The sequence below is a fragment of the Bacillus sp. EB106-04-02-XG92 genome, assembly GCF_058791995.1.
This window is the reverse complement of record NZ_JBYTEA010000003.1, coordinates 1-23,457: the sequence shown is the minus strand read 5'-3', so window position 1 is coordinate 23,457 and position 23,457 is coordinate 1. Positions and strand designations below refer to the sequence as shown.

The following is a 23,457-nucleotide window of genomic DNA, read 5'->3' as shown; positions in this document are numbered from 1 at the left end:
TCTCATTTGCGTAGCGATTTGTTATGCCGATTGAAAATCACTTTAAAATGTCACATTCTTAAAAATCTTTTCTATATTTTTCTGAACATACCAGAGAAATTTTAATATCGATTTTCCCAAGTTATCAACTAACATTTGTATACCCCTTACCACTAATACAAATTACACTACATAAAATGGTAACAATTAACAATAAAGAAATATATTATAAAAAGCCCTTCTTCATACATAAAGCCCTTCAAGTATATCATTCCATACTTGAAGGGCTTTTTATTTCTAATTCAAAACCTATTAATCTGTCCCTTCGCATCCCTCATACTGTAATACCCCAAATTAATAATAACCAAGAAATACCCACCCATAATTCCAGCAGCAAATGTCCACATGTACTCACGGTGTTCAATTTCATACATAATAATCGCGCCTAGTATTGCGGCTGCAAACCGATTCATCATGCCAAGCATCGGTGCTTTTTCTTTTTTTACGATGCTATTTCCAAACTTTTCAATACGCCTTCCTAAAATCCAGGCGCAGTACATACTAACTAAAAGGCCGATGCTTATCCCTACAAACTGTGCTCGAAAAGGTGTCAGCAACCATCCAAGTAACATCACGCCTAGCAAACAATATATTTGTATGTTAAATGATCTTAATGCCATACGAATCATGTTATGCTCCTTATCTTTCCTATTAATCCCATCTTTCGGACTTCAAGCTTTCCGATATATCTTTTTTAAAATGGGGGAATTTGATTTTGCTCACCATTAAATAAGCGATTACGCATGTGCCAAATGCCACGGAAACCGGGTTATTTAGGAGGCATAAAATGAGGAGACACATTGCTGCAAATGGAATGGGCATTCCGATGAATGTTGGGAGTTTGCTTTGCTTCGTATTAAATCTCGCAAGCCGTAGCATTCCGCAAATACTATACGCGAGCGCACATACCATCCCGGTAGACTGTAAATCTTTTAACGAGGCACTATAGGCAAGAATAGACGGCGCTACACCGAAGGTAACTAAATCCGCAAATGAGTCTAACTCTCCGCCTATTTCCGAAACAGCATCTAGTTTCCGAGCAACCATGCCATCAAACAGATCAAATACCATCCCTGTAATAATGAACATAACTGCACCATGCATATCGTGAACGAAAACAGCGTGAATAGCCAAAAGTCCACATACAAAGTTTGCTATCGTAAGCATATTGGGTATGTAACTCATCACACGCTTCTCCTCCTTTCTACTAATTGCTTCTTACTCATTAGATTCAAGATCCTTCTGTTTTTCTTCCAATATCACTTTATTTATTTTCGTTAACGTATCAGTCATTTGCTGCAACGCTTCAATATCAATTTTCGAGAAATACTTCTCAATTAATACATCATCTAACTTCGACAATTGCTCCATATACTTACTACCGTTTGGACCAAGCGTAAGGAAATACTCCCTTTTATTATTCGGATTAACTTGTTTTGAAATCATCTGTTGCTTTTCCAGTTTCGATAAAACTTGGCTTACAGCACTTTTCGTTATATTAAACGTACTCGCAATGTTATTTGCTGTCGTGTTTTCATTTAAATGAATATGAAATAGCATGCTCTCTTGCTGCCCAGTAAGACCGAACTCATCCTTTAAATCTTGAAATAGTAAAATGTAGAGTTCCGTGTAGGCTCGATTCATTTCATTAATTACTTCTTTATACGATCTAGTCATAGCGTTCTTCCTCCAGTCACGCTTTTATATAGTTTAGTTAACTTAACTAAACTATATTATACCTTTATGTTCGTGTAAAGGGAAATATAGCTCCGTACTTTATTCACAATGAAAAAAGAAGACATCAATCAAGATGTCTCCTTTTCATACTTAAGACTCTAAACTCTTACCATTCGTCTTAATTACTTCTTTATACCAATCGAAGCTTTTCTTCTTCGATCTTTTTAAGGAACCTTTTCCTTCATTATCTTTATCAACGTATATATATCCGTAACGTTTCTTCATTTCTCCAGTAGAAGCACTTACAAGGTCAATTGGACCCCAGCTTGTATATCCGATAATATCTACTCCATCTTGGATCGCTTCGGACATTTCAATCATATGCTTCTCTAGGTAATCAATACGGTATTCATCATTCACTTCGTCTTCACCACTGAATTGATCGACTGCACCGAGACCGTTTTCAACAACAAATAAAGGTTTTTGGTAACGATCGTACAGTTGGTTCGCTGTAATACGGAAGCCTTTCGGGTCAATCGTCCATCCCCACTCTGATTTTTCAAGATATGGATTTTCAACAGAACCGAATACATTCCCGCTCGTTATGCTTTTTAATACTTCTGGATCTGTACTTGTTGCTCGGCTTGAATAGTAGCTAAAGCCAATATAATCAACTGTATGCTCTTTTAAAATTTCCTCATCTTCTTTTTCCATTTCAATTGTTACATTATTATCTTTAAAGAAGCGTTTTGCGTATCCAGGATATGCTCCTCTTGCTTGTACATCAATGAAGAAGAATGATTCACGGTCTTGTTCCATTGCACGAAGTACGTCATCTGGATTACATGTGTACGGATACGTTGCACCCGCAGCGAGCATACAACCGATTTTCGCATCTGGAATGATTTCATGACACGCTTTTACAGCTAACGCACTTGCAACAAGTTGGTGATGCGCTGCTTGATACTGAATTTGTTTTTTATTATCCCCTTCTTTAAACGCTAAACCTGCTCCCATGAAAGGTAAATGTAAAAGCATATTAATTTCATTAAACGTCATCCAATATTTCACTTTATCTTTATATCTATTAAAAATCGTTTTTGCGTACGTCTCGAAGAAGTTTACAAGCTTTCTACTTCTCCAGCTTCCATACTTTTCTACTAAATGAACAGGTACATCGAAGTGAGCCATCGTAACGACTGGTTCAATACCGTGCTTTAACAGTTCATCAAACAAATTATCATAAAACTGTAATCCTGCCTCATTTGGCTTTTCATCTTCACCATTTGGGAAAATACGTGTCCACGCAATCGATACACGTAATGCTTTAAATCCTATTTCTGCAAATAGAGCGATATCTTCTTTATAACGATGGTAAAAATCAATTGCTTCATGTGATGGATAAAACTCCCCTTCTACCGGTGTAAAAGAATGAATATTTCCTTTCATAATATCCCAACGATTTTCACCAGTTGGTAATAGATCAACCGTCGTTAATCCTTTTCCGTCTTCTACATATGCGCCTTCAACTTGATTGGCTGCAGTTGCTCCACCCCATAAAAATCCTTTTGGAAAATTAACTTTAGACATATAGAAAAACTCCTTTATATTAGAATGAACGAGGAAAGCTATTGTAAGTTTTAAAGAATACCTTTCTTCGTTTGAACCAGTATGAAATGTAACTACTATTTAACTCCTAACGTTAGTAAGGAATCTCCTGCTTGAATCTTTTCTATTTCTGTTTTTTTGATGCTATATTTATCATAATTTGTAACAACAACTGGTGTTGTCACAATATAACCCGCCTTTTGAATTTCGGCTATATGAAACTCAATAAGTAATTGCCCTTTTTCTACTCTCGCTCCTTGTTCAATATGAGAAGAGAAAAATTCGCCATTTAATTTCACAGTATCCATCCCAATATGGATTAAAATTTCAGCACCTGAATCTGCCGTAATTCCTACCGCATGATTCGTCGGGAACAGCGCAGAAATCGTACCTGAAACTGGTGAAAACAACTTTCCTTCTGAAGGCTCAATCGCAACTCCTTCACCTAGCGCACCTGATGCAAATGCAGCATCATCAATATTTTGAAGCGGCATAACGGCGCCATGGAAAGGACTAAAGATTACTTCATCATCGTTTGATGCAGCGATTTTATCAATTGTTTCAGCTGTTTCTGTAGATGTTTGCTTTTTCGTAAAACCAAATAAATAAGTTAGAACAAAACCTACTATTAAAGAAACAACCATCGAAATAATTGATCCCCAAAATCCAGCTGTAATCCCATCTTTCGGACTAATAAATGTCGGAAGCGTAAATATACCAAGTCCACCTGTCATATAAGCTTGTGTACCAAATACGCCAAGTATTGCGCCGCCAACTCCTCCAGCGATACAGCTCATAATAAACGGCTTTTTAAGAGGAAGTGTAATCCCATAAATCGCCGGCTCTGTAACACCGAAAATACCTGAAATAAAAGCTGGAATGCTAAGCGTTTTTAACTTCTTGTCTTTCGTTTTCATCCAAACGCCAAGCACGGCACCAATTTGAGCAAATGAAGCAGCAAATATAAGTGCTAATATCGGATCAACGCCGTTTACTGCTAAATTGTTATAACCAATCGGAACGACGCCCCAATGAAGGCCAAATATGACAAGTACTTGCCAGAACGCACCGAGTAAAGCACCCGCTACTAATGGGCTTGCATGATAAACCCAAAGCGTCGCCTGTCCTAAAAACTGCCCTGCCCACGTCGCAATGGGGCCAATAACGAGAAATGTAACTGGTACAACGATTAATAATGTGAAGAATGGTAATAAAAATGTTTTCACAACATCTGGAATCACTTTCTTTAAAGACTGTTCTACTTTCGCTCCAAAATAAGCAGCAAGAATAATTGGAATAACAGATGATGCATAGTTCATTAAAATAACTGGTATTCCTAAAAACGTAATATGAATTGGTGATTCAAACATCGTTCCTGCAAATAACGTATATAATGGCTCACTTGCTTTTAAACCGGATAAAGCCGGATAAACTAAAGCTCCTCCAATCGCCATACCGATGAATGGGGATCCCCCGAATTTCTTACTTGCTGTATATCCAAGGAAGATCGGGAAGAAATAAAATAACGAATCGCCGACTGCATTTAATATTTGATACGTTCCTGACTGTGTACTTAACAAGCCCAACGCTACAAATAGTGCATTAAATCCTTTAATCATCCCTGTTGCAGCTAACACTCCTAAAATAGGAGTGAAAATGCTAGAAAGAATATCTATAAGACTACTCTTTTTCTTCTCACTCGTAGTTTCTTCCTCAGCTTCTTGAAACCCTCCAGCCGCAATAACTGCTTTATACACGTCGGATACATGGTTACCAATTACAACTTGATATTGTCCGCCGCTTTTCATAACAGTCACAACATCTTCCATACTTTTCAGTACTTCCGTATTCGCTTTCCCCTCATCTTTTAACTGAAATCGTAAACGAGTGATACAATGTACAACGCTATGTATATTTTCTCTCCCGCCAACATTCTTCAGTATGTCCTTTGCTAATTTTTCATATTTCATCGTAACTTTCCCCTCCCTACAATCATCCCATTTATTATTTTTATAAAAGAAAAAACCTAAACTAACCGTAACGGCGCGATACATACAAATCACTCCATTACAAGTCAATTTAGGTTTTGCCTGCCAAACAGTAACAATCCCGTTTATTCAATTACATAATTCATTGCGTTTCGTTACACGATGAATGTGCAACGTTAAGTACACTTTTTCATCTTTTGAAAGATGACTATTATGTGCTTTTTGCAAGTATGCTTCAATTTTTTCTGTACAACAATATGCCTCTTCATACTTACTTTTCACTTGCTCGTATAAAAACTCATCCTCAGCCGAATTCAGTTCCTTCTGCATTAAACGCTGCGCAAAATATCGTAAATGCGTTACAAACCGGCTATAATTAAATGAACTTTCATCTAAGTTCATCTTATAGTGGTACTTTACAACATTTAAAATATCTTGAACGATTTTCGTCATCGCTACCGTTTGTTGCATTGCCGGCTCTCCTTGCTGCGCATTAACGAAATGTAGTGCTATTGACCCTGCTTCATCTTCAGAAAGTCTAAGCCCAGTCTCTTCTTCAATTATGTTCAAAGCTTGTAGACCAATTTCAAACTCTTTCTGATAGAACCTCTTAATCTCCCAAAGCAAAGTATTTTTGAGATCCATTCCTTCTTTATGCCGAGTCAAGGCGAAACTTAAGTGATCCGTTAATGTAAGATAAATATAATCACTTAAAGTCCCTGGCAAAATTGTCTTAGCAAACTGAATAATTCGCTCGGTAATCTCTAAATTTTCTACAGGAATTTCAGTTAGCAACCTAGCAAGTTTCTCTGATAATTCTTTTGTTTCTAGCACAAAGGTCTTTTCTATCTTAGATTCATCAATCGCATCGCCGACTTTTTTCTGAAATCCCAAACCTCTGCCCATCAGTACAACTTCTGTCTCATTATCCTTCATCGTACAAACAACATTGTTATTTAAGATTTTATGGATCCTCATATTGTTCCGCCTTCTTCTTCTTGAATTCACAAAAGGTAATAAAAAAAACCTAAACTGATTCCAAAAGCCACACTACACCCATAGCCTCTAGATCAATTTAGGTTTTGCCTGCCGAACAGTAACAATCCTTTTACTTATTAACTTACCTTTATTATACACAAAGAGTAAGCGGTTGCAATGATAAAATTTTGAATGTTTTTTTACAAAGAAAAATACTAACTGTTAATGAGCTGTTGCTTAAATTCATTACAAGACTAGTTATATACATCATTATATTTTACAATTACTGTAGGTAACATATACATTTCACTACGTATATCATTCCGAATAATCAAACACAATTATTAATAAAATTCCATATAGACCCATTAATGGTTAAAATGTTATAATAGAACTACCCTACATAGTTACTCATATTCATAATGAGGAACTAGCGTCTTATTAAGCAATGCGCATAAATTAGATAAAAAAGACACTTTTTACAGTGTCTTTTTTATTTTCAAAAGGACCTGCTCACGTTTATGCTTCAAAACATAAAGTAAATGGAATTCGTTAAAAAACACGAGTGACCCTTTGTTTTCCCCTCTTATTAAAGGAGGAACTATTATGGGATTTGGTGGTAGTTGCGGCGGAAGCTGCGGTTTTGCTGGAGGATTTGCATTATTAGTTGTATTGTTTATTTTATTAATCATCGTTGGAGCTTCTTGCTTCTGCTAAAAAACTATTGGAAAAGACACTCTTATATGGGTGTCTTTTCTTTGTAAACTAAAGAGTATGTGAAATGAAAATATAGTAAAAACGGGATACTTACTCAAATTGTTTTTCGCTTTACAAATTATATCCAAAAAGTCGGATAGTTCCTTTTACTACTCATATTATTAATAAATAAAGCAATAACTACAATAACAAGGGAACCAACTAAAACCGGCGTTACTAAATAACTCCAACTGTATGCCCCTAAAATAACGACAATTGGATCAGCCCCTGCCGGAGGATGCGTTGTTCTTGTTAACATCATAATAGCAATCGACATACCCACTGCTAAAGCGATTGTCCAATACTCATTCCCAAATAAATGATATATTGATAGACCAATGAAAGTTGAAATCAAGTGTCCTCCAATAATATTACGCGGCTGAGATAGCGGTGCATTCCAAACTCCAAACGCTAATACACAACTCGCTCCAAATGGGGCCATTAGTAGTTCTGTAGAAGTTATGCTCGTTAAATATGTTAAGGTAAGAATCGTTAAAAATCCCCCTAATAATCCCGTTAAAGAGTCCTTTATATTTACTTGTAACGGACTTCTTCCTTTCCCTTTCATTTTTGCAAAATATCGTGCACTTATTGGTTGAGCCTCTTTCTGCTTAGCTGTTGTTATATTATCCATCATTATCCTCCTTTATTTACCAATAATTATATTCCGAAATAACTAACCGGTCAATATTAATTTTAGGGGTTAGTTTAAAAGTGCAAAAAAAGAATCAACTGTTATAAGTTGATTCCCTACACTTCTTCAGATTTTCGAACTTGAAATTTTGCTACCTTTTTTCGGTTTCCACATATTTTCATAGAACACCATTTTCGTTTTCCGCTTTTATCTATAAATAATAAAACACAGTCAGGGTTTGAGCACCTTTTAAGAGAAATAAGCTTATTTTCTGCTATTAACGTTAAAGCATCAAATGCAATTAACGATACAAGTACATCCTCAATTTCTCCAACTGGGATAGGTACTAGACTCTGTTCAATTACTTTATATGTAAATGGTGCCTTCTCAATTTGTTTTTCTAAATACGTAATAAAATCATCAGAAATTTCATGCTGATCGGCAATTGCCTCAAACTGTTTTCTCAGTACTCCTCTTAGATCTAATATGCTAGATGTAACTCGATTGAGTCGCTCTTGAATTCCTATAAGTGTTTTTTCATTCCAAAAAGGAAGATTAACCTTTATTACATGTAGCCATTCTAATACATCTTCATCTGTTATTAATAAATCATAACGTTGTCCACGCCTAACTAACTCTGTATTCACTAAATCTAATGAGAGATTTCCAGATATAAGCGGGAATTGTTTTCTTTCCTGCATGTACTCATCACCTACTCTTTAAACAATCATATTCCAAATTCATACAGAAGTGCAACTTTTTTATAAACTACAAAGTATGAAGACCAAAGCCTTTAGCCATAATTATGACGAAAGGCTTTTTGTATATAACTTAAAAAGGAGCTAACTGTATGGAACATAATAAAAACGGAATGCTTGCCTTAATTGTTTTGTTTGTGGGACTAGCATTTTTTGTTTTCGGTATGGTTTATCATTTATGGGGAACGGTTTAAAAATAAATAGTAATTTATTTAAGAAAAAGTACTCGTATGAGTACTTTTTCTTAAGATGTCATGTAAAAACATTCGAAACTTACTTACATGCATACAATTATCACTGTTGGTTATATAATTGAGAAGATTATAAATTATCAATCTATATTTATATGATTTGGAAAGGAGCTAAAAGCTAAAAATGTTAGAAATCATTTTTATTGCTGTATTACTTTTGTCTAGCATCACTCCCATCTTTATCGAACGAGGTTTGACGAAAAAAAATATAGTCATTTTACTGATCAATTATGCATTCTTATTTGCCACCATCATTGTAATTGGCGCAAACTGGCGTATGATCCCCGCCTATTTCTTATTGTTCGTTTTAACATTACAAGTTTTTTTGAAACCAAAAACTACATCCGTTTCTAAAAAGTTAGTGATGAAAGTTTTAAAAGGTTTAGGAATTATCGTAACTGCTATCGCAATGTTTACATTACCTTTACTTTTTCCGATCATAACACTTCCTGAGCCTACTGGAAAATATACAGTAGGAACGAAAGATTTTCATTTAATTGATACAAATCGAAAAGAAACCACTGTACCAAATAGTCATGGAAATCGTGAGTTAATGATACAAGTATACTATCCCGCCGAAAAAGGATCTGGGAACCCTTCTGCCTATTTTAAGAACATAAACGAGCTGGCTGAACAATTGGCAGTAACAAACGGTGTTCCATATATCGTAACGACACATTTAGGGCTGACAAAAACACATTCTTATCAAGATGCTAAGCCACTTCAAGCTAAAGAAAAATTCCCCCTCCTCTTATTCGGCCATGGAATGGGATTATATGGTCAACAAAATACATTCCAGTTAGAGGAATTAGCTAGTCAAGGCTATGTCGTAATCGCTCTTAATTTCACAGGGTACGCAGCAACAACGATTTTCCCTAACGGAAACCGTATAGACTCTATACCAATTGACTATACTCCTACTGCCTTAAATACCATAGTTGAAAAATGGGAACAGGATACTACTTTTGTTTTAAATAAAGTAATAGAGGGGAATTTCGATAAAAGTTTTAAAACGATTGCAGACTTAATCGAATATGACAAAATTGGAATGTTCGGTCACTCTTTTGGCGGAGCAACTTCCGCACAAATGTTAGTAAAGGATACGCGTATTAAGGCTGCAATTGATATGGACGGTGGATTGTATGGGGATCCAATGCCTACAGACGGTCCTCAGAAACCATTTATGTTGATGAATGCTGAGGCTACGATTCATTTCATGAAAGAATCGGAGAATCAAAAGACAACCGGAATACAAAATGAATTATTGGAAATATCCTATTTAAGAAATAAAACGATTGAAAAACCTGGCGTATACACAGTAGTAATTCCAAAAACAAATCATACTAGTTTTACAGATTTAGCAGCATTTTCACCTATTATTAACGAACCAGACGAAGATGTAGCCGCAAATTATACACTCATTAATAAACTAGTAACTAGCTTTTTCGATCAAAATTTAAAAGGGAGAAACGAAAATCATTTAGAAGAAATTCAGAAGCAATATCCTGACCTTCCTCTCATGAAACATTAATAATCTTTTCCTAGTTATGTAACCCCTCCTTGAGCTTGAGGGGTTTCTGCTTTCACACAATTATAAAAAAAGGCCCCATTACTGGGGCACTCAAAAAATAATATAAGTAAATGAATTAAAACAAATAACAGACAACTAAAATATATACGATTTTAATTATATAATCTATATATATGCAACATTACATAAAAATATTTACTATTACATGCTATACTAAAAAAGGAGTCGACAATCGTTATTTTCTTCTTAGTTTTAAAGCAATATGGATATATACCTTCTTATCGCATTTGGATTGTACTAGCAAAAGAAGACATCTTAATTGATGTCTTCTTTTCTTATATTTTTATGAATTCCTTTGAGCAGATGCTCTCCAAGCACGAAAAGATGTTGGGTGTCCAGAATGAGCTCTTTGCTTTGTAGCAGCAACAGCTGGTTTTTCTTCAATAGTCTTTGGTTTCTCTTCCACAATCGCTGATTTTTCTTCAAGAGTAGTCACAGCTGTTTGTATTTTTTCCAACTGCTCTTTTAAAGCTTGCTGCTCAATTTTTAAATCCGTAAGTAATCGTAAAATCATTTCAGAATTAGCCATGCAGATCCTCCTTCCCCCAATACACAGAATAAAATACAATATGTAAACGCCCCAGTACCGGTGACAAAAATAAGGTCGTCAACTCTTTTAAAATCTAAGCTCCTTTTATTTTTCAAAAGGACCTGCTCAAGTCTATCCGTAAAAACATAAAGTGAATTAAATCCATTAATTAATGGTCTTTAGGGAAGGAGGAGTTAATATGGGCTATGGCGGTACTTGTGGCGGTGGCTGCGGTTTCGGCGGCGGATTCGCTTTACTAGTTGTACTCTTTATTTTATTAATCATCGTTGGAGCTAGCTGTTGGGGCGGCGGATTCGGCTGCTAAAGGAAGGCACTCTTGAGAGTGTCTTTTTTTGTATGTTTTTGGATGTACAACTCATATCTTCTGTAGCATGTGGAACAGATAGATATGAATCTTTTGTATTTTTCCGCCTAAATACGGAACTTCAATATAATTGATAATTACAAAAATTAGACCTATTAATATGGTTAATTTTCCTATATTTGTTATAATTATTTTGTATAAATAAATTGGAGGTGAAAAAATAATGATACTATTATTACCTATACTGTTATTATTGTTATTCATAATCCTTGTTAAAATTTCTAAAATGCTTAGTAGAACCGTAGCGGTTTTAGTTGACTTTTTATTTTTAGGAGGATTCGCTGCATATTCATTACATAAAGCTGTATCGGTAAAAATAGCAAGTGGGTACGCCGTTTATTTTTGGGATATTCTATTCTTTATCGTTTCCTGTGTTCTATATTACATTATTTTAAATTATTTAGTTATTAATTTTCCTAGACTAGCCGCATTAATTAATTACATTATTGCTTGGATTGGAACATTTTTAGTATATGCTACAATCTGTATTATCTTGATAGGAAATTTACCGCAGTTATTAAATGATAAGTTTTTCAGTGAGCTTACTAATATTGTTATTATTTCTATACTTGCAATCATAACATTCAATGTTAGAAAAACTATGTTTGCCAACAAAGAGAGAAATGAAGAAATTTATTAATTTATTATTAACTACATATCATAGTGTGGTAATAAAAAGGCATACAAAGGTGCCTTTTTATTTATTTGAATTGAATTAATCCATAACCTTCTTATGTACTTGGAAATCCTAGTCATTGAGCATAAAAAATTAGATAAAATTTCACCAGATAAGGAAGTATTTCTATTTCTTGTTTACCTAACATTTTTATTATAAGTTCTATTTCCCCAGTTACATGAGATGCCTCCATAGATGCACATCCAATACCCCCCATACCAATTCTGTTCTCATTTACGCTTTCCTCATAACAAGTTTTCTTACACCTTCTTCAGTACATGTAACATTAAAATTGACATAACACTTCATGCACCATATACTGTTAACAACAGTATACTGTCATTAACAGTATAAATCTTAATTCATTATAGGAGGTATATCCATGAAACATACAGGAAGACATACAGGTGCATTTCTTTTGTTATTTCTAGCTGAAGGAGATAACTATGGCGGGCAATTATTGCAAAAGTGTGAGGAAGAACTTCCAGTTAATCCAATCGATAGCGCCATTTTATATCGTACGCTAAAAAAATTAGAAAACGAAGGTGCAATTGAATCTTACGTAAGTACAGATCATCAAGACAAACCGAGAAAGATGTACAAAATTACACCTGCTGGAAAGGAACAATTAGCAGATTTCCAAATGGATATTGAAGAAAAAATGAAGAACTTATCCTTTTTCATAGACAAATATAAGGACTTAAAGGATTCCGACCATGATTAATGGCGTGATTCTTTACACTTTAGCCATTATTCTTACGGGGATTTCTTTTATGAAGGACCGCAATAAAACGAAAAGAGCTCTAATGAAGTCGTGGAAAATGTTTCGCAATCTTCTACCTGCCATGCTTTCCATCATGCTTTTCGTTGGCTTATCGCTTTCTATATTAACACCGTCTTTCATCTCTTCTATTATTGGAGAGCAATCTGGATTTCTCGGCATTGTTTATTCAGCGATACTCGGATCCGTTGCACTTATTCCAAGCTTCGTCGTGTTCCCACTTGGTAATACATTAGTACAACACGGCGCAGGCCTTCCTCAAGTTGCGGCACTTATGTCTACACTCATGTCAGTAGGGCTTACAACCTTACCGATGGAACAAAAGATATTCGGACGAAGCTTTGCTTACGCACGTAATGCATCTGCATTGCTTATGTCCCTCCTATTCTCCTATATCATTTGGGTGGTGATGGTATGAAAGAACTAAAAAGATATCGCTTCTTTTTCATCTTACTACTGGGGCTCTTTGTGTTAACTTTTATAAATCAATCTTTAGGATGGAGCGCATTACAATTAACAGGGAATAGCATTTTAGATATGTTGTTTCTCCTTCCCCCTGTCCTCATATTTGTAGGATTGCTTGATCAATGGGTGAAGAAAGAAACGCTCATGAAATATATGGGCGAAAAATCCGGTATATACGGAATCCTATTCTCTCTCTTATTAGGCGGCATTGCAGCTGGTCCTCTCTACGTTGCCTTTCCAATTGCAGCACTACTCTTACAAAAAGGCGCAAGCATTCGGTACATCGTCTTTTTCTTAGGCGTTTGGACAACTGCGAAATTGCCAATTCTCGTGTATGAATTTTCTTCATTTGGAGCTACTTTTACACTTATTCATATTGGTTTCGGTTTAGTGTTCTTTTATGTAATGGGGATTGTTTTTGAGAGGTTTTATGATCAGGGAGAGTTGCTTCGGTATGATGTTACGAAAGAAATGTAAAAAGACATCTTTACCTCTTAAAGATGTCTTTTTTATTTGAACCTTAATTCTCGTTCTGTAAAACCCTCGCTGCCGCTACTCCCTCTTTCTCTTCTTTTAAAAACAACGATACGATAAAAGCAACAATGATAAAGACTAACCCTAGTGTAAAAGCACCTTGGAATCCTGATGTTAAACCGTTTAACTTCTCTACTGGATCCAGTGGATTTGCGGAGCTTTCCATATAGCTAGCTGTTCCTGAAGACATTTTCGAAATAAAGATAGCCGTACCAATTGCGCCAGCTACTTGTTGCAGTGTACTAAACAGTGCTGTTCCGTGTGGATATAAATCTGGTGTTAATTGATTTAAACCGTATGTTTGTGCTGTCATGACAAACATGAGTCCAACCATTAATACGCTATGCATGACAATAATTTGTACCATTGATGTGTCAGGAGTAATGCCTTTAAATAAGAACATTGCAATCCCCACTAACACAATACCAGGAACGATAATAACTTTCGGACTAAATTTATCAAATAGTTTACCCGCGATTGGTCCCATTATGGCGCTAATAACACTTCCTGGAAGCATGATAATTCCTGATTTAAAAGCTGTAACGAGTAAAACTGTTTGCAGGAACATCGGTAATAACGTCATCGTTGAAAATAATGACATCATCACAATGACGATTAATCCAACTGATAATGTAAACATCGGAACTTTAAATGCGCGTAATTCTAAAATTGGATTCTCAATTTTCAATTGTCGAACAGCAAAAATACATAATGAGATAAGCCCAACAAGTAAAGTGCCATACACTTTCGCATCAGACCATCCTAAATCACCCGATGCACTAAAGCTATACACAAGTCCGCCAAATCCTAATGTCGATAAAACGATAGATGGATAATCTACTTTTGGTCTTGTTAACTCTGAAACATTTTGAATGTACTTCATCCCAATCATAATTGAAATGATCACGATTGGAATAACAATGTAGAATAACCAGCGCCAATTTAATGAATCCACAATTACTCCAGATAATGTAGGTCCAATTGCTGGAGCTGCCATCATCACAAGTGCGATTAATCCCATTGTCGCACCCCGTTTTTCAGGCGGACAAATGATTAATATTGTATTCATTAATAACGGTGTAATTAATCCCGTCGCTACAGCTTGGACGATACGGCCGACTAATAAAACGGAAAATGTCGGCGCAAATCCCGCAATTAATGTACCGGCTAAAAACGTTACCATAGCGATTAAAAACATTTGTCTCGTTGTGAGCCATTGCTGAAGTAACGCTGTAATCGGAACTAAAACCCCAACCACTAACATGTAAGCTGTAGAAAGCCATTGAATCGTTGAAGCTGTTACACCAAACTCTTTCATTAATACTGTTAACGCATTACCAAGTAATGTTTCGTTTAATAATGCAACCATTGCCCCTAAAAGTAATGCAATTAAAATGGGGGTATGTTTCAAATTAGAAGTATCAACTTTGCCACTTGCTGGGCTCTTAGTTGTCATATTCATTTACAAATTCTCCTCCTATTTCTTACTTAAAAAACTTTAAATACACCGGAACACATGTAATATAATATACATATGTAGATTAAAAAGGGAGAATCAATTGTCAGCCACTGTATACTTAATCTACAAAAAAGGAGAATTGTAGATGAATGATAATGAAAAACAACTCGATTTACGTATTAGACGTACACATAGATTACTATGGGATTCCTTATTTGAATTAATGACGCAATCAAAACAGAAATATAGTACGATCACGATTAACCAAATATGTGACCGCGCGATGGTACACCGAACAACCTTTTATAAACACTTCGAAGATAAAGATGCTTTATTAGCATTTGGATTTAAACGATACAGCAAGATGATTGTTGAAATACCAGTTTCAGATCGATTAAGTAAACCATTTCAAGTAATGGAACAATTTCTACATCATGAAGAGATCGGTAAAATATTAGAAACGCAAATGTCTGATGAACAATTTATTAACCGAACACAGTATTTAAGTCACGAAACGAGAAAACAAGAAATAGAAGCATTAAATCAACTTTGCAAAAACCATACAATGCCAAATGATTTAATCATTGAATTTTATTCTGGGGCAATCAACTCATTAAGCGCATGGTGGTTTAAAAATGAAAGAAAAGTTTCTGCTGCTGAAATGGATAAGTATCTCCACCAACTTATTAACCGGGATATTTTTCAGTTTGGAAAAGAGTAGAACTACAGATAAGAACATGATATGTTTTCGGTAGAATACGATATAAATGTGACAGCAAATAAATGGCATATAACAAAAAGAAGAGATGCGCTAACATCTCTTCACGTAAATTTTCTTTTTTAATGAGACTTTTTTAGATGCTATCTTCAAATAAGGTAGCATCTAAAAAAGGTAAAAGGAATTTTCCCTAGTGTCTTCTTATATTTTATGTAATCTTGACCTTTTCTACGTCCTTTGATTACTTACTGCACATAGTCATACAGATTTTTCGCTAACAATAAACAAGTCACTGTAATGAAAAGGGCACGAACATACCCACTTCCTTTTTTTATAGCAAATTTCGAGCCAACGACTCCTCCAGCAATTTGAGCAATCCCCATTATAAAACCATACGCATAGTTTACTTGCCCTACATACATAAACATTAACAATGCACCAACGTTACTTCCTAAATTAAGAAACTTCGCATTACCTGCTGCTTTTAAAAAATCATACCCAATAAATAAAAGAGAAAACATTAAAAATGAACCTGTGCCAGGCCCTAGAAATCCATCATAAAAACCAATAGCAAAAATAAAAAAGGTAAAAATAATGACGTGTCGACCAGACAATTTTTTATGAGTGGAAATACTTCCCCAATCCTTCTTAAATATCGTATAAATAGCGACCACACCAAGCATGATCAGCATTAATGGCTTCAATACTTCTGGATTCATTAAATGAACGGTCCATGCCCCTATTATGGAACCTATGAAAGTGATTGGAAATAATTTAAACGCCGATTTCAAATCAAGATTACCAGAACGATAAAACACAATATTACTAGTTGCACTCCCCATTGTTGATGCTAGCTTATTTGTGGCTACTGCACTTGCTGGATTCAATCCTGTAAATAATAAAGCTGGTAAGGCAATCAATCCACCACCGCCTACAACTGAATCAATAAATGCAGCTAAAAATCCAAAAGCAATCAAAATAATTAATATAGATGGGTCTAAATACAAATCCATACTAGTAGCCTCCCCTTTAGTCACTATTGTAATAGTAACTATCAATTTGCTAAATGTAAAGAGTTATTGTAACGTTGAAATATAAAAGCAAACATCGGAGGACGAAAAAAGTGGACTACATAGTACAACAGCTTAAAAAAATTGGTTTTAATGAATATGAAGCTAAATCTTATGTATCTCTTGTGAAACAGGGGCCTGTCACAGCCTATCAAGTGAGTAAGGATTCAGGGGTCCCAAGGGCGCGAATTTACGAGATTTTAGGTAACCTTGTAGAAAAAGGAATTGTCATGAAGGAAGAAATAAATGACACCACTCGCTATTCACCTCTACCTGTTGAAATCTTTTTACAGAAAGCTCAATCAGAATGGCAGTCTACTTATGAAGGAATCAGTGATTCATTAAAAAAACTCGAAACATCCGAGGAAAAGACGGATAATCGAGTGATTACTTTAAAAGACAACAAAACAATCATTAGCTATTGTCAGGCATTAATAAAAAAAGCAGAACACCGTATTGTCATTTCAATGTGGGATGAGATGTATGAAGCATTAAAAGAGGAACTATCTGAGGTAGCTGATACAGTTTCAGTACAAGGTATTACCTTACATGTTGAAAATCCAATTAAAAATCTAGAAGCTCATCGTATCACACCTTATACAGAAACTCTGTCTACAGAACATTGGTTTATTTTATCCATAGATTCTAAAGAGATGATTTATGGACCATCACTTGAAGAGCGTAATATTGCTTTTTATACAGATGACCCCGTTCATATATACTTACTTGAGGATTATGTATGGCATGACGTTTTAGTGAATCGACTTGTCCGACGTAGCCAAGACGACTTGGAGCAATGGATTACTGCAGAGAGACGATCTTTCTTTATGGGGAAATAAGAAGGATATTCAAGAGCAAATCAAAAAATTTGCGTATTAAACCTAACAACTTCTCCTTATAAAAATAGCCGACTATTATATAATAGTCGGCTATTTTTAACATGTTGATTTATGCAGACACTGCCACTTTCTCTTTACGAAGGATTCCCATTAGCCCACCGATTAATAGTAAAACTGCAGGTAAAATATAAATGAAAGAAATACAAATAAATCCTCCAATTGCAGCGATTGTCATCATAGCTCCGCCCACTTTTGCTTTGCTTTTTACCATAACTGATCCAACGATACCTAGAATTGATAATGCGACCGCTACCCAACCTAAACCAATTACATTACTCGCTCCTTCTGCCTCCATAGCAGAAGCGACTCCACCTATAAATAAAGCGATAAATGCACATAAAATACCGAAAATACCACCAATAAGTCCTAATACAAATTCTGTTGTACGTTTCATTTTGAATCCCCTATCCTTCCTTTATTTCATTCCCATTTGTGCTTTACTCGTAGCAAGTTTTTGCCCATCTTTTTCAGTAAATGTAACATTAAAATTCGCTCCAAGGTCACCATTAACATTTTTTGTCCAGCTAGCAATAATCATTTTAATATCCCCAGCTTGAGACTCCGCTTTATTATCCGGCTCTCCAAACTTTGCGACCACATCTTCGTATTTCTCCCCACCCGCACCAGTTAAAGAATCACCTACTTTAATAGCTTCTACGTCAGCTGCTGTAATTTTCTTTTTACTTTCTGTATTTTCTTTCTTCGTTTCTTGCTTTGGCTCTTCTTTTTTCTCATTAGAAGCTTCCTTAGTAGCATCATCACATGCCACTAAACTTAATGCTACAGCACTTCCTAAAACCAATGCCCCTAGTTTTTTTAACATTTCAAATCCCCCTATTAACTATAATGTAAGATTTCCAAGCCTATCTTAGCAAATAACCCACCCAAAATTTGTCATATTATGTCATAGATAATAAAAAAAAGAGCAACACTGAATATCGCCCCTTTTAATCGGATAAACGCTTCTCCCACTCTTTCACCTTTTCAATTGTTACATCTAATTTTTTAGCTATTTCTTCTATACTCATTCCTTTAAAGAGCATTCCAGCTGCCGAAAGTGCTTTATCAATTTCTTCTTGCTTCTCTTGCTCATATAAAGTGAAACTTTAATCAGTGGGGGTTTTCTTCATCCCCCACTGATTATTAGTTGAACCAATCGGACTTTTATGGGCAGTTGATCCCCCACCTTACTTCTTTGCTTTCGCTGAATTTTGAGGTGGGGGTCTTACTGCCCATTAAAGCGGGATAAACGACCCACTTTTGTCATCCGTAACCACTCCTTTACCTTTTTATATGCCTTCTTCTATTTTATAATCCAACCTCCACAAATCGCCCAAACTCCTTCAAAAACCTAAGCTTAAAACTACCAACAGGTCCATTCCGATGCTTCGCCACATGAATTTCCGTCATCTCTTTCTGCGCCGTTTCCTTATCATAATAATCCTCGCGATACATAAGCATAATGACATCCGCATCTTGCTCAATTTGTCCTGTCTCTCTTAAATCAGATAAAAGAGGTCGCTTATCTTGACGTGCTTCTACAGAACGAGACAACTGTGACAACGCTACTACACAAACATTTAACTCACGTGCTAATACCTTAAGTTTACGCGAAATTTCACTAATCTCTTGAAATCGATTACCCTTATGCTTCGGATCGCCCGTAATAAGCTGCAAGTAATCTACAATAACTAAAAGCTTTTTATCCCCATACTTCCTCTTTAACTTACGAGTTTGCATCCAAATATCTTGCACCGAAATGCCTGCGTTATCGTAAATCTCAAATGGTAATTCCCCAATCTCCGCAAACGCCTTACTCACCTTTTCCCAGTCCTCTATCGCAAAACGATGCTTCGGATTTTTCAGCCTACCTCCTGACACTTCACCTACGCAAGACGCCATTCTTTTCAACAATTGCTTACTACTCATCTCTAACGAAAATAATCCAACCGCCGCTCCAGACTTCGCCGCATGCAGTCCAACATTTAACGCAAACGCAGTCTTCCCCATAGAAGGACGCGCACCAAGGACGACAAAATCACCTTCCTGCAATCCACACGTCATTTTATTTAGCGATGTATAACCAGTCTCAATACCAGTAATCTCTTTCGCATCTTGATGAAGCTCTTCATATAAATCAACTAGCGCATCCTTCAAATCAAACTCACATACACAGTCCTTTTCCTCTAACTCACAAAGTGCCGTAATCGTCTCACCAATAATTTTCTCATTCTTCTCCGCAATAAGACGCTCTCCCATCTTGTGCCCGAGAACACCTGCCTGATACATTTTCCAGGCACCTCGAACAAGCCCCTCATAATAAGAGAAGTTGGCAGTTGTAGGGACCCCATCCATTAACCCTATAAAATACTCCATTCCCCCGATCCCCTCTAAAAACTTCGGATCCACCCTAGAAATGAACGTCACAAGATCAATCGGTTGCCCCTCTTCTTCCATTTTTCGCATTAACTGAAATATAGACTTGTGCACTGACAGAGAAAAATACTGCTCCGTCAAACGGCACTCCTTAATAAGCTCTCCATCAAGTAATAGAGAACCTAACACCGTCTTTTCCGCCTCCACATTTTGAATACTCATGGACGCCACCCGCGCTCCGCTAAAAAGCGCTGCAACTCTTCCTCAGACGGCGCATTCTTCTCCCACTCCTCACACCTCGCCAAAAACTCCTCCGTCTCCCCCGTACTAACAGACGACTCCTTCTTCCGAAAGCTCGTCGTATCCGCCTCAACCTCACATACTTTCGTAAATCCTTTCCCGTGCCACCCTCTCAAAATCCCCTTCACATAAGCAACCGTCCGCTTATTATTCTCAAACGCAATTTGAAGAGCCTTCAGCACAAGCTCCTCTGACAAATCTTCCATCCACGCACTCAGTTCCTCCACCGTATGAGGGGACAAGCTTCCGAAATGCTGCTCATAAAAAGAAAACACGCGACTCCCCGTTTCTTCCTCTATAACCTCTTCTTCCTCTGTCTCCTCACAAACTGGCTCAACATCATCCAAAGCCAAATCACTCGGCATACCGAAATGCGCTAAAAGCATCGGAACATTCAGCTCCTCCTCTACGCACCTCTGAAGAAACATATGTACAAACTCCTTATTCTTCACACCCTTCAGCTCACGAAGCACACACTTCTCCACATTCGTATTCGTCACAGGATTATAACGAAGCCAATTTAAAACGAATAACTCCCGCGTCTCCGCTTCATAAAGAATCTTCCCATAATCAATGAAGCGCTGCACAAGCTTATCAACAGTCTCCCGATTATAACCAGTCTCCATCTCAGCTAACCGCTTCGGAAAAGGAAAAATCCCACACTGCGTCGTCTTCGAACAAGTCAACAAATACACATAAAAATACCGCTCCTCCGGCGTCAAATCCAAAACAAAATCATCCTGCCAAAAATTCACCTGCACAGTACGATACACCGCCATCCCAATTCCTCCCGTCCTAATTCAAAAATGAAAATTTCCTCTTTGTACTATATATAGGAAGGAGGGCCGGGTTTTTGGCGTGTTATTTCAAAATTTTTTTCGACTCCTACTACGGTGTTTGTTGGTGTTTTTGTTTTGTTATGTTTTTTCTTAGTGATTTATTACTTGGTAGGGGCTTGTAAGGGGCTTGTAAGGGGCTTAGGAGGGGCTAGTTATCGGTTACTTGGATTAGGAAGACTCGATCTGAGAAGCCACCTCGTTCTTTTTCTTTCTTTTTACGGATGTTGTTGATTTCTTCTAGTGTTGTGCCTTCGTGTTCGGCTAGGGCGTTTATTAGTTCTAGTAGGTCGGATAGTTCTTCTAGTTTATGTGCTTTTGTGTCTGCTTCTAGATATTCGGTTAGTTCTTCTTGTGTTTTTTTGCAGAGTTCCTCTATGTATTCATCTTCGTTTAGGATTCTTGTTGTGGGTGTTTTTCCGTTGGATTTTATTATTTGTGGGATATTGTTTCGGATTAGTTTGTTGTAGGTTGGCATGTGGGGTTCCCTCCGTTTGGTTTTTCTTCTATTATAATGGAAAAGCAGTTTAACTAGTGGTTAAACTGCTGCATTGCTTCTTTTATATAATTTTCTTCTTCGGTTGTGAAGAGCGTTGGGAATTCGGATAGTGGAAGTTTCGATTGATTGATTATATCCTCTATATCACTTTGAGGTGTATCAAGATAACTCGTTATCTCTTCTATTACATTGAAAAATTCCTTCAAGGTAACTTGAACATCTTGATGACTCGGATCCTTCTCTTCTACTTTATACTTTTTCAACTTCCCTATCACATCCATAAATCGCCGATCAAACTCTTCTTTTAATTCCTTATTATTATAAAAACCTTGAACACTCTCTTTTGAAAAATGTTCCTCTAACCATTCCTTATTTTCTTTCTCCCATATGAAAGTTTGCAGAAAAGAAGAAAATAAAGCGATATCTACTCGTTCTTCCTTTTGAAACTTCTTCGTCATCTCATCCATATGCGAAAGTACCTTCGTAATTCTTTCTTGCTCCGCCAAAAGCATCTCTCTTTGAAAATTCATTTGTCTTAAAAATTCTTCCGTCTCAATATCACGCTGCAATATAATATTTTGAATTTCCCCAAGCGAAAAACCAAGATGCTTAAACGATTGAATTTGCTGCAGCACATACAAATCATCTTTCGTATATAACCGATGCCCGCCCTCAGTATAATCGCTCGGCTTTAATAAATTAATCTTGTCATAATAACGAAGCGTCCGCACCGTAACATCCCCAACACTTGCAAACTCACTAATCATCCACGCCATATCATCACCTACTCCGATAGCTTATCTTTCACATACTGAAGCATATGAGAAAAACTCATCTCATTCCGCCTACAATATTGAAACAAACCTACAACAAGCAATATAAAAGGAACATTCCCTCTATAACGATGTTCATACTCACTAATACCATCATAAAAGCACTCATACTTTCGTTTTCGTAAAACGATATAAATCGTAATAAACAACACTGCGAGCATAATAAAAATTCGCTTTCCCCTTATCTCCACTTCTTGTTTCATCACCTATTCTCCTTCCACTGCGTACTTATCTTCTTTAAATAACGGAATTCGAATGAAATAACGATAGGGCTCGTCGCGTATTACTTTCCACGCAACAATGATCACTTGAACGACCTCAAAGGCAAACATAATCCAAAACAAAACATCACTAATACGTGAACTAATATTAAATAGAAGAAAAATTAACAAATGAAAGTTGAACGCCTTTCGGCAATGATATTTGTACACTTCATTTTTACGTGCCAGTGTGATGTACATGAGTAGTGGTGAAAAAATTCCTATTGCGGCTGAGAGTAGTAGCATGATGATGTTGTTTCTTTTTTCTTTTGTGGTGGTTTTCATGAGTGGTTTGGTCCCCCTTTTTTGATTTGTCTTCTTTAGGTTAGGGGGTGACGTTGGGTGAGGTGCAAGGGGAATGTATAGAAGAAATTGATTAATACCAATATAGATAAAATTAGACTTTTACCTTGACAGGGTGGAGGTCATCATTTAAGATTCACATCCATGTTATTTATAAATAAAAAGAAGAGCATATATCTGAAGTGACCCCTAAAAGTTAGACACGGTTATTTCATTAGGCAGCTTGATAAAAGTGAGTCCGGTATTGTACCGGG

General features: G+C 36.3%; 29 protein-coding genes. 9 read left to right on the top strand and 20 right to left on the bottom strand.

Features of this window, described 5'->3' with window-relative positions:
* Nucleotides 1-281 precede the first annotated feature (281 nt).
* The 6 genes from AC3WVA_RS08965 to licT all read right to left on the bottom strand — a co-directional run bounded on the left by AC3WVA_RS08965 (nt 282) and on the right by licT (nt 6,290).
* Nucleotides 282-668, bottom strand: coding sequence for an ATP synthase subunit I (locus tag AC3WVA_RS08965; RefSeq protein WP_098346321.1), 387 nt, complete (start codon nt 666-668; stop codon nt 282-284).
* Nucleotides 669-690: 22 nt separating this feature from the next.
* Nucleotides 691-1,224 (bottom strand): CDP-diacylglycerol--serine O-phosphatidyltransferase, encoded by a 534-nt coding sequence (gene pssA, locus AC3WVA_RS08960; protein WP_098881353.1) that lies wholly within the window; start codon nt 1,222-1,224, stop codon nt 691-693.
* A gap of 33 nt (nt 1,225-1,257) precedes the next feature.
* Nucleotides 1,258-1,716 (bottom strand): MarR family winged helix-turn-helix transcriptional regulator, encoded by a 459-nt coding sequence (locus AC3WVA_RS08955; protein ID WP_098346322.1) that lies wholly within the window; start codon nt 1,714-1,716, stop codon nt 1,258-1,260.
* Nucleotides 1,717-1,866: 150 nt separating this feature from the next.
* On the bottom strand, nt 1,867-3,306 hold the full coding sequence (locus AC3WVA_RS08950) for a 6-phospho-beta-glucosidase (RefSeq protein WP_098881327.1): 1,440 nt from the start codon (nt 3,304-3,306) through the stop codon (nt 1,867-1,869).
* Nucleotides 3,307-3,401: 95 nt separating this feature from the next.
* Nucleotides 3,402-5,294 (bottom strand): beta-glucoside-specific PTS transporter subunit IIABC, encoded by a 1,893-nt coding sequence (locus AC3WVA_RS08945; RefSeq protein ID WP_098881354.1) that lies wholly within the window; start codon nt 5,292-5,294, stop codon nt 3,402-3,404.
* Between the two features lie 147 nt (nt 5,295-5,441).
* Nucleotides 5,442-6,290, bottom strand: a complete 849-nt coding sequence (licT, locus tag AC3WVA_RS08940) for a BglG family transcription antiterminator LicT (protein WP_098881328.1) — start codon at nt 6,288-6,290, stop codon at nt 5,442-5,444.
* A 606-nt stretch (nt 6,291-6,896) separates the two neighbouring features.
* Between licT and AC3WVA_RS08935 the strand changes: the two genes are divergently transcribed.
* Complete coding sequence (locus AC3WVA_RS08935; protein ID WP_098346325.1) at nt 6,897-7,007, top strand: YjcZ family sporulation protein; 111 nt, start codon at nt 6,897-6,899, stop codon at nt 7,005-7,007.
* 118 nt (nt 7,008-7,125) lie between these two features.
* Here the strand turns inward: AC3WVA_RS08935 and AC3WVA_RS08930 are convergent, their stop codons facing one another.
* Nucleotides 7,126-7,680, bottom strand: coding sequence for an HPP family protein (locus tag AC3WVA_RS08930; RefSeq protein WP_098346326.1), 555 nt, complete (start codon nt 7,678-7,680; stop codon nt 7,126-7,128).
* A 116-nt stretch (nt 7,681-7,796) separates the two neighbouring features.
* The gene (locus AC3WVA_RS08925; RefSeq protein WP_098881329.1) at nt 7,797-8,381 is read right to left on the bottom strand and encodes a CGNR zinc finger domain-containing protein; all 585 of its coding nucleotides are present in this window, start codon (nt 8,379-8,381) and stop codon (nt 7,797-7,799) included.
* Nucleotides 8,382-8,813: 432 nt separating this feature from the next.
* On the opposite strand from AC3WVA_RS08925, the gene AC3WVA_RS08920 reads away from it, so the two are divergent.
* Entirely contained in the window at nt 8,814-10,220 is a 1,407-nt protein-coding gene (locus AC3WVA_RS08920; RefSeq protein ID WP_098346328.1) for an alpha/beta hydrolase family protein, read from the top strand.
* A gap of 343 nt (nt 10,221-10,563) precedes the next feature.
* On the opposite strand, the gene AC3WVA_RS08915 is transcribed toward AC3WVA_RS08920, so the two are convergent.
* Complete coding sequence (locus tag AC3WVA_RS08915; protein ID WP_141539698.1) at nt 10,564-10,809, bottom strand: hypothetical protein; 246 nt, start codon at nt 10,807-10,809, stop codon at nt 10,564-10,566.
* Between the two features lie 199 nt (nt 10,810-11,008).
* On the opposite strand from AC3WVA_RS08915, the gene AC3WVA_RS08910 reads away from it, so the two are divergent.
* The 5 genes from AC3WVA_RS08910 (at nt 11,009) to AC3WVA_RS08890 (ending at nt 13,593) form a co-directional block, all read left to right on the top strand.
* Nucleotides 11,009-11,134 carry a YjcZ family sporulation protein gene (locus AC3WVA_RS08910; RefSeq protein ID WP_000540385.1) on the top strand — a complete coding sequence of 42 codons (126 nt, stop codon included), beginning with the start codon at nt 11,009-11,011 and terminating at the stop codon, nt 11,132-11,134.
* A 223-nt stretch (nt 11,135-11,357) separates the two neighbouring features.
* Nucleotides 11,358-11,834, top strand: coding sequence for a hypothetical protein (locus AC3WVA_RS08905; RefSeq protein ID WP_098521547.1), 477 nt, complete (start codon nt 11,358-11,360; stop codon nt 11,832-11,834).
* Nucleotides 11,835-12,252: 418 nt separating this feature from the next.
* A complete protein-coding gene (locus AC3WVA_RS08900) occupies nt 12,253-12,594 on the top strand; it encodes a PadR family transcriptional regulator (protein WP_000683186.1) in 342 nt (113 codons plus the stop codon).
* A complete protein-coding gene (locus AC3WVA_RS08895; protein ID WP_097843714.1) occupies nt 12,587-13,069 on the top strand; it encodes a hypothetical protein in 483 nt (160 codons plus the stop codon). The genes AC3WVA_RS08900 and AC3WVA_RS08895 overlap by 8 nt, the downstream gene beginning before the upstream one ends.
* Complete coding sequence (locus AC3WVA_RS08890) at nt 13,066-13,593, top strand: permease (RefSeq protein WP_429604407.1); 528 nt, start codon at nt 13,066-13,068, stop codon at nt 13,591-13,593. The genes AC3WVA_RS08895 and AC3WVA_RS08890 overlap by 4 nt, the downstream gene beginning before the upstream one ends.
* A gap of 43 nt (nt 13,594-13,636) precedes the next feature.
* Here the strand turns inward: AC3WVA_RS08890 and AC3WVA_RS08885 are convergent, their stop codons facing one another.
* Nucleotides 13,637-15,112, bottom strand: a complete 1,476-nt coding sequence (locus tag AC3WVA_RS08885; RefSeq protein WP_429604406.1) for an MDR family MFS transporter — start codon at nt 15,110-15,112, stop codon at nt 13,637-13,639.
* Nucleotides 15,113-15,254: 142 nt separating this feature from the next.
* On the opposite strand from AC3WVA_RS08885, the gene AC3WVA_RS08880 reads away from it, so the two are divergent.
* Nucleotides 15,255-15,830, top strand: a complete 576-nt coding sequence (locus tag AC3WVA_RS08880; RefSeq protein ID WP_429604405.1) for a TetR/AcrR family transcriptional regulator — start codon at nt 15,255-15,257, stop codon at nt 15,828-15,830.
* 242 nt (nt 15,831-16,072) lie between these two features.
* Here AC3WVA_RS08880 and AC3WVA_RS08875 read toward each other — a convergent pair whose 3' ends face one another.
* A complete protein-coding gene (locus AC3WVA_RS08875; protein ID WP_429604404.1) occupies nt 16,073-16,840 on the bottom strand; it encodes a TSUP family transporter in 768 nt (255 codons plus the stop codon).
* Between the two features lie 110 nt (nt 16,841-16,950).
* Between AC3WVA_RS08875 and AC3WVA_RS08870 the strand changes: the two genes are divergently transcribed.
* The gene (locus tag AC3WVA_RS08870) at nt 16,951-17,736 is read left to right on the top strand and encodes a TrmB family transcriptional regulator (RefSeq protein WP_429604403.1); all 786 of its coding nucleotides are present in this window, start codon (nt 16,951-16,953) and stop codon (nt 17,734-17,736) included.
* A 109-nt stretch (nt 17,737-17,845) separates the two neighbouring features.
* On the opposite strand, the gene AC3WVA_RS08865 is transcribed toward AC3WVA_RS08870, so the two are convergent.
* The 9 genes from AC3WVA_RS08865 to AC3WVA_RS08825 all read right to left on the bottom strand — a co-directional run bounded on the left by AC3WVA_RS08865 (nt 17,846) and on the right by AC3WVA_RS08825 (nt 23,185).
* Nucleotides 17,846-18,190, bottom strand: coding sequence for a DUF4064 domain-containing protein (locus tag AC3WVA_RS08865; RefSeq protein WP_429604402.1), 345 nt, complete (start codon nt 18,188-18,190; stop codon nt 17,846-17,848).
* A gap of 21 nt (nt 18,191-18,211) precedes the next feature.
* Nucleotides 18,212-18,619, bottom strand: a complete 408-nt coding sequence (locus tag AC3WVA_RS08860) for a DUF3862 domain-containing protein (RefSeq protein ID WP_195756570.1) — start codon at nt 18,617-18,619, stop codon at nt 18,212-18,214.
* A 124-nt stretch (nt 18,620-18,743) separates the two neighbouring features.
* Complete coding sequence (locus AC3WVA_RS08855; RefSeq protein ID WP_483458422.1) at nt 18,744-18,866, bottom strand: RNA polymerase sigma factor sigma-70 region 4 domain-containing protein; 123 nt, start codon at nt 18,864-18,866, stop codon at nt 18,744-18,746.
* Between the two features lie 238 nt (nt 18,867-19,104).
* A complete protein-coding gene (dnaB, locus tag AC3WVA_RS08850; protein ID WP_195756572.1) occupies nt 19,105-20,394 on the bottom strand; it encodes a replicative DNA helicase in 1,290 nt (429 codons plus the stop codon).
* Nucleotides 20,391-21,251: a DnaD domain-containing protein gene (locus AC3WVA_RS08845; protein WP_492321868.1), complete on the bottom strand. Its 861-nt coding sequence runs from the start codon at nt 21,249-21,251 to the stop codon at nt 20,391-20,393. Before AC3WVA_RS08845 ends, dnaB begins: the two co-directional genes overlap by 4 nt.
* 208 nt (nt 21,252-21,459) lie before the next feature.
* Nucleotides 21,460-21,786 carry a nucleoside triphosphate pyrophosphohydrolase gene (locus AC3WVA_RS08840; RefSeq protein ID WP_195756574.1) on the bottom strand — a complete coding sequence of 109 codons (327 nt, stop codon included), beginning with the start codon at nt 21,784-21,786 and terminating at the stop codon, nt 21,460-21,462.
* 53 nt (nt 21,787-21,839) lie between these two features.
* Complete coding sequence (locus AC3WVA_RS08835) at nt 21,840-22,583, bottom strand: MerR family transcriptional regulator (protein WP_098881342.1); 744 nt, start codon at nt 22,581-22,583, stop codon at nt 21,840-21,842.
* 8 nt (nt 22,584-22,591) lie between these two features.
* On the bottom strand, nt 22,592-22,843 hold the full coding sequence (locus tag AC3WVA_RS08830; RefSeq protein ID WP_142342042.1) for a hypothetical protein: 252 nt from the start codon (nt 22,841-22,843) through the stop codon (nt 22,592-22,594).
* 3 nt (nt 22,844-22,846) lie between these two features.
* Nucleotides 22,847-23,185: a magnetosome magnetite crystal formation protein family gene (locus AC3WVA_RS08825; RefSeq protein ID WP_098881344.1), complete on the bottom strand. Its 339-nt coding sequence runs from the start codon at nt 23,183-23,185 to the stop codon at nt 22,847-22,849.
* Between the last annotated feature and the right edge of the window lie 272 nt (nt 23,186-23,457).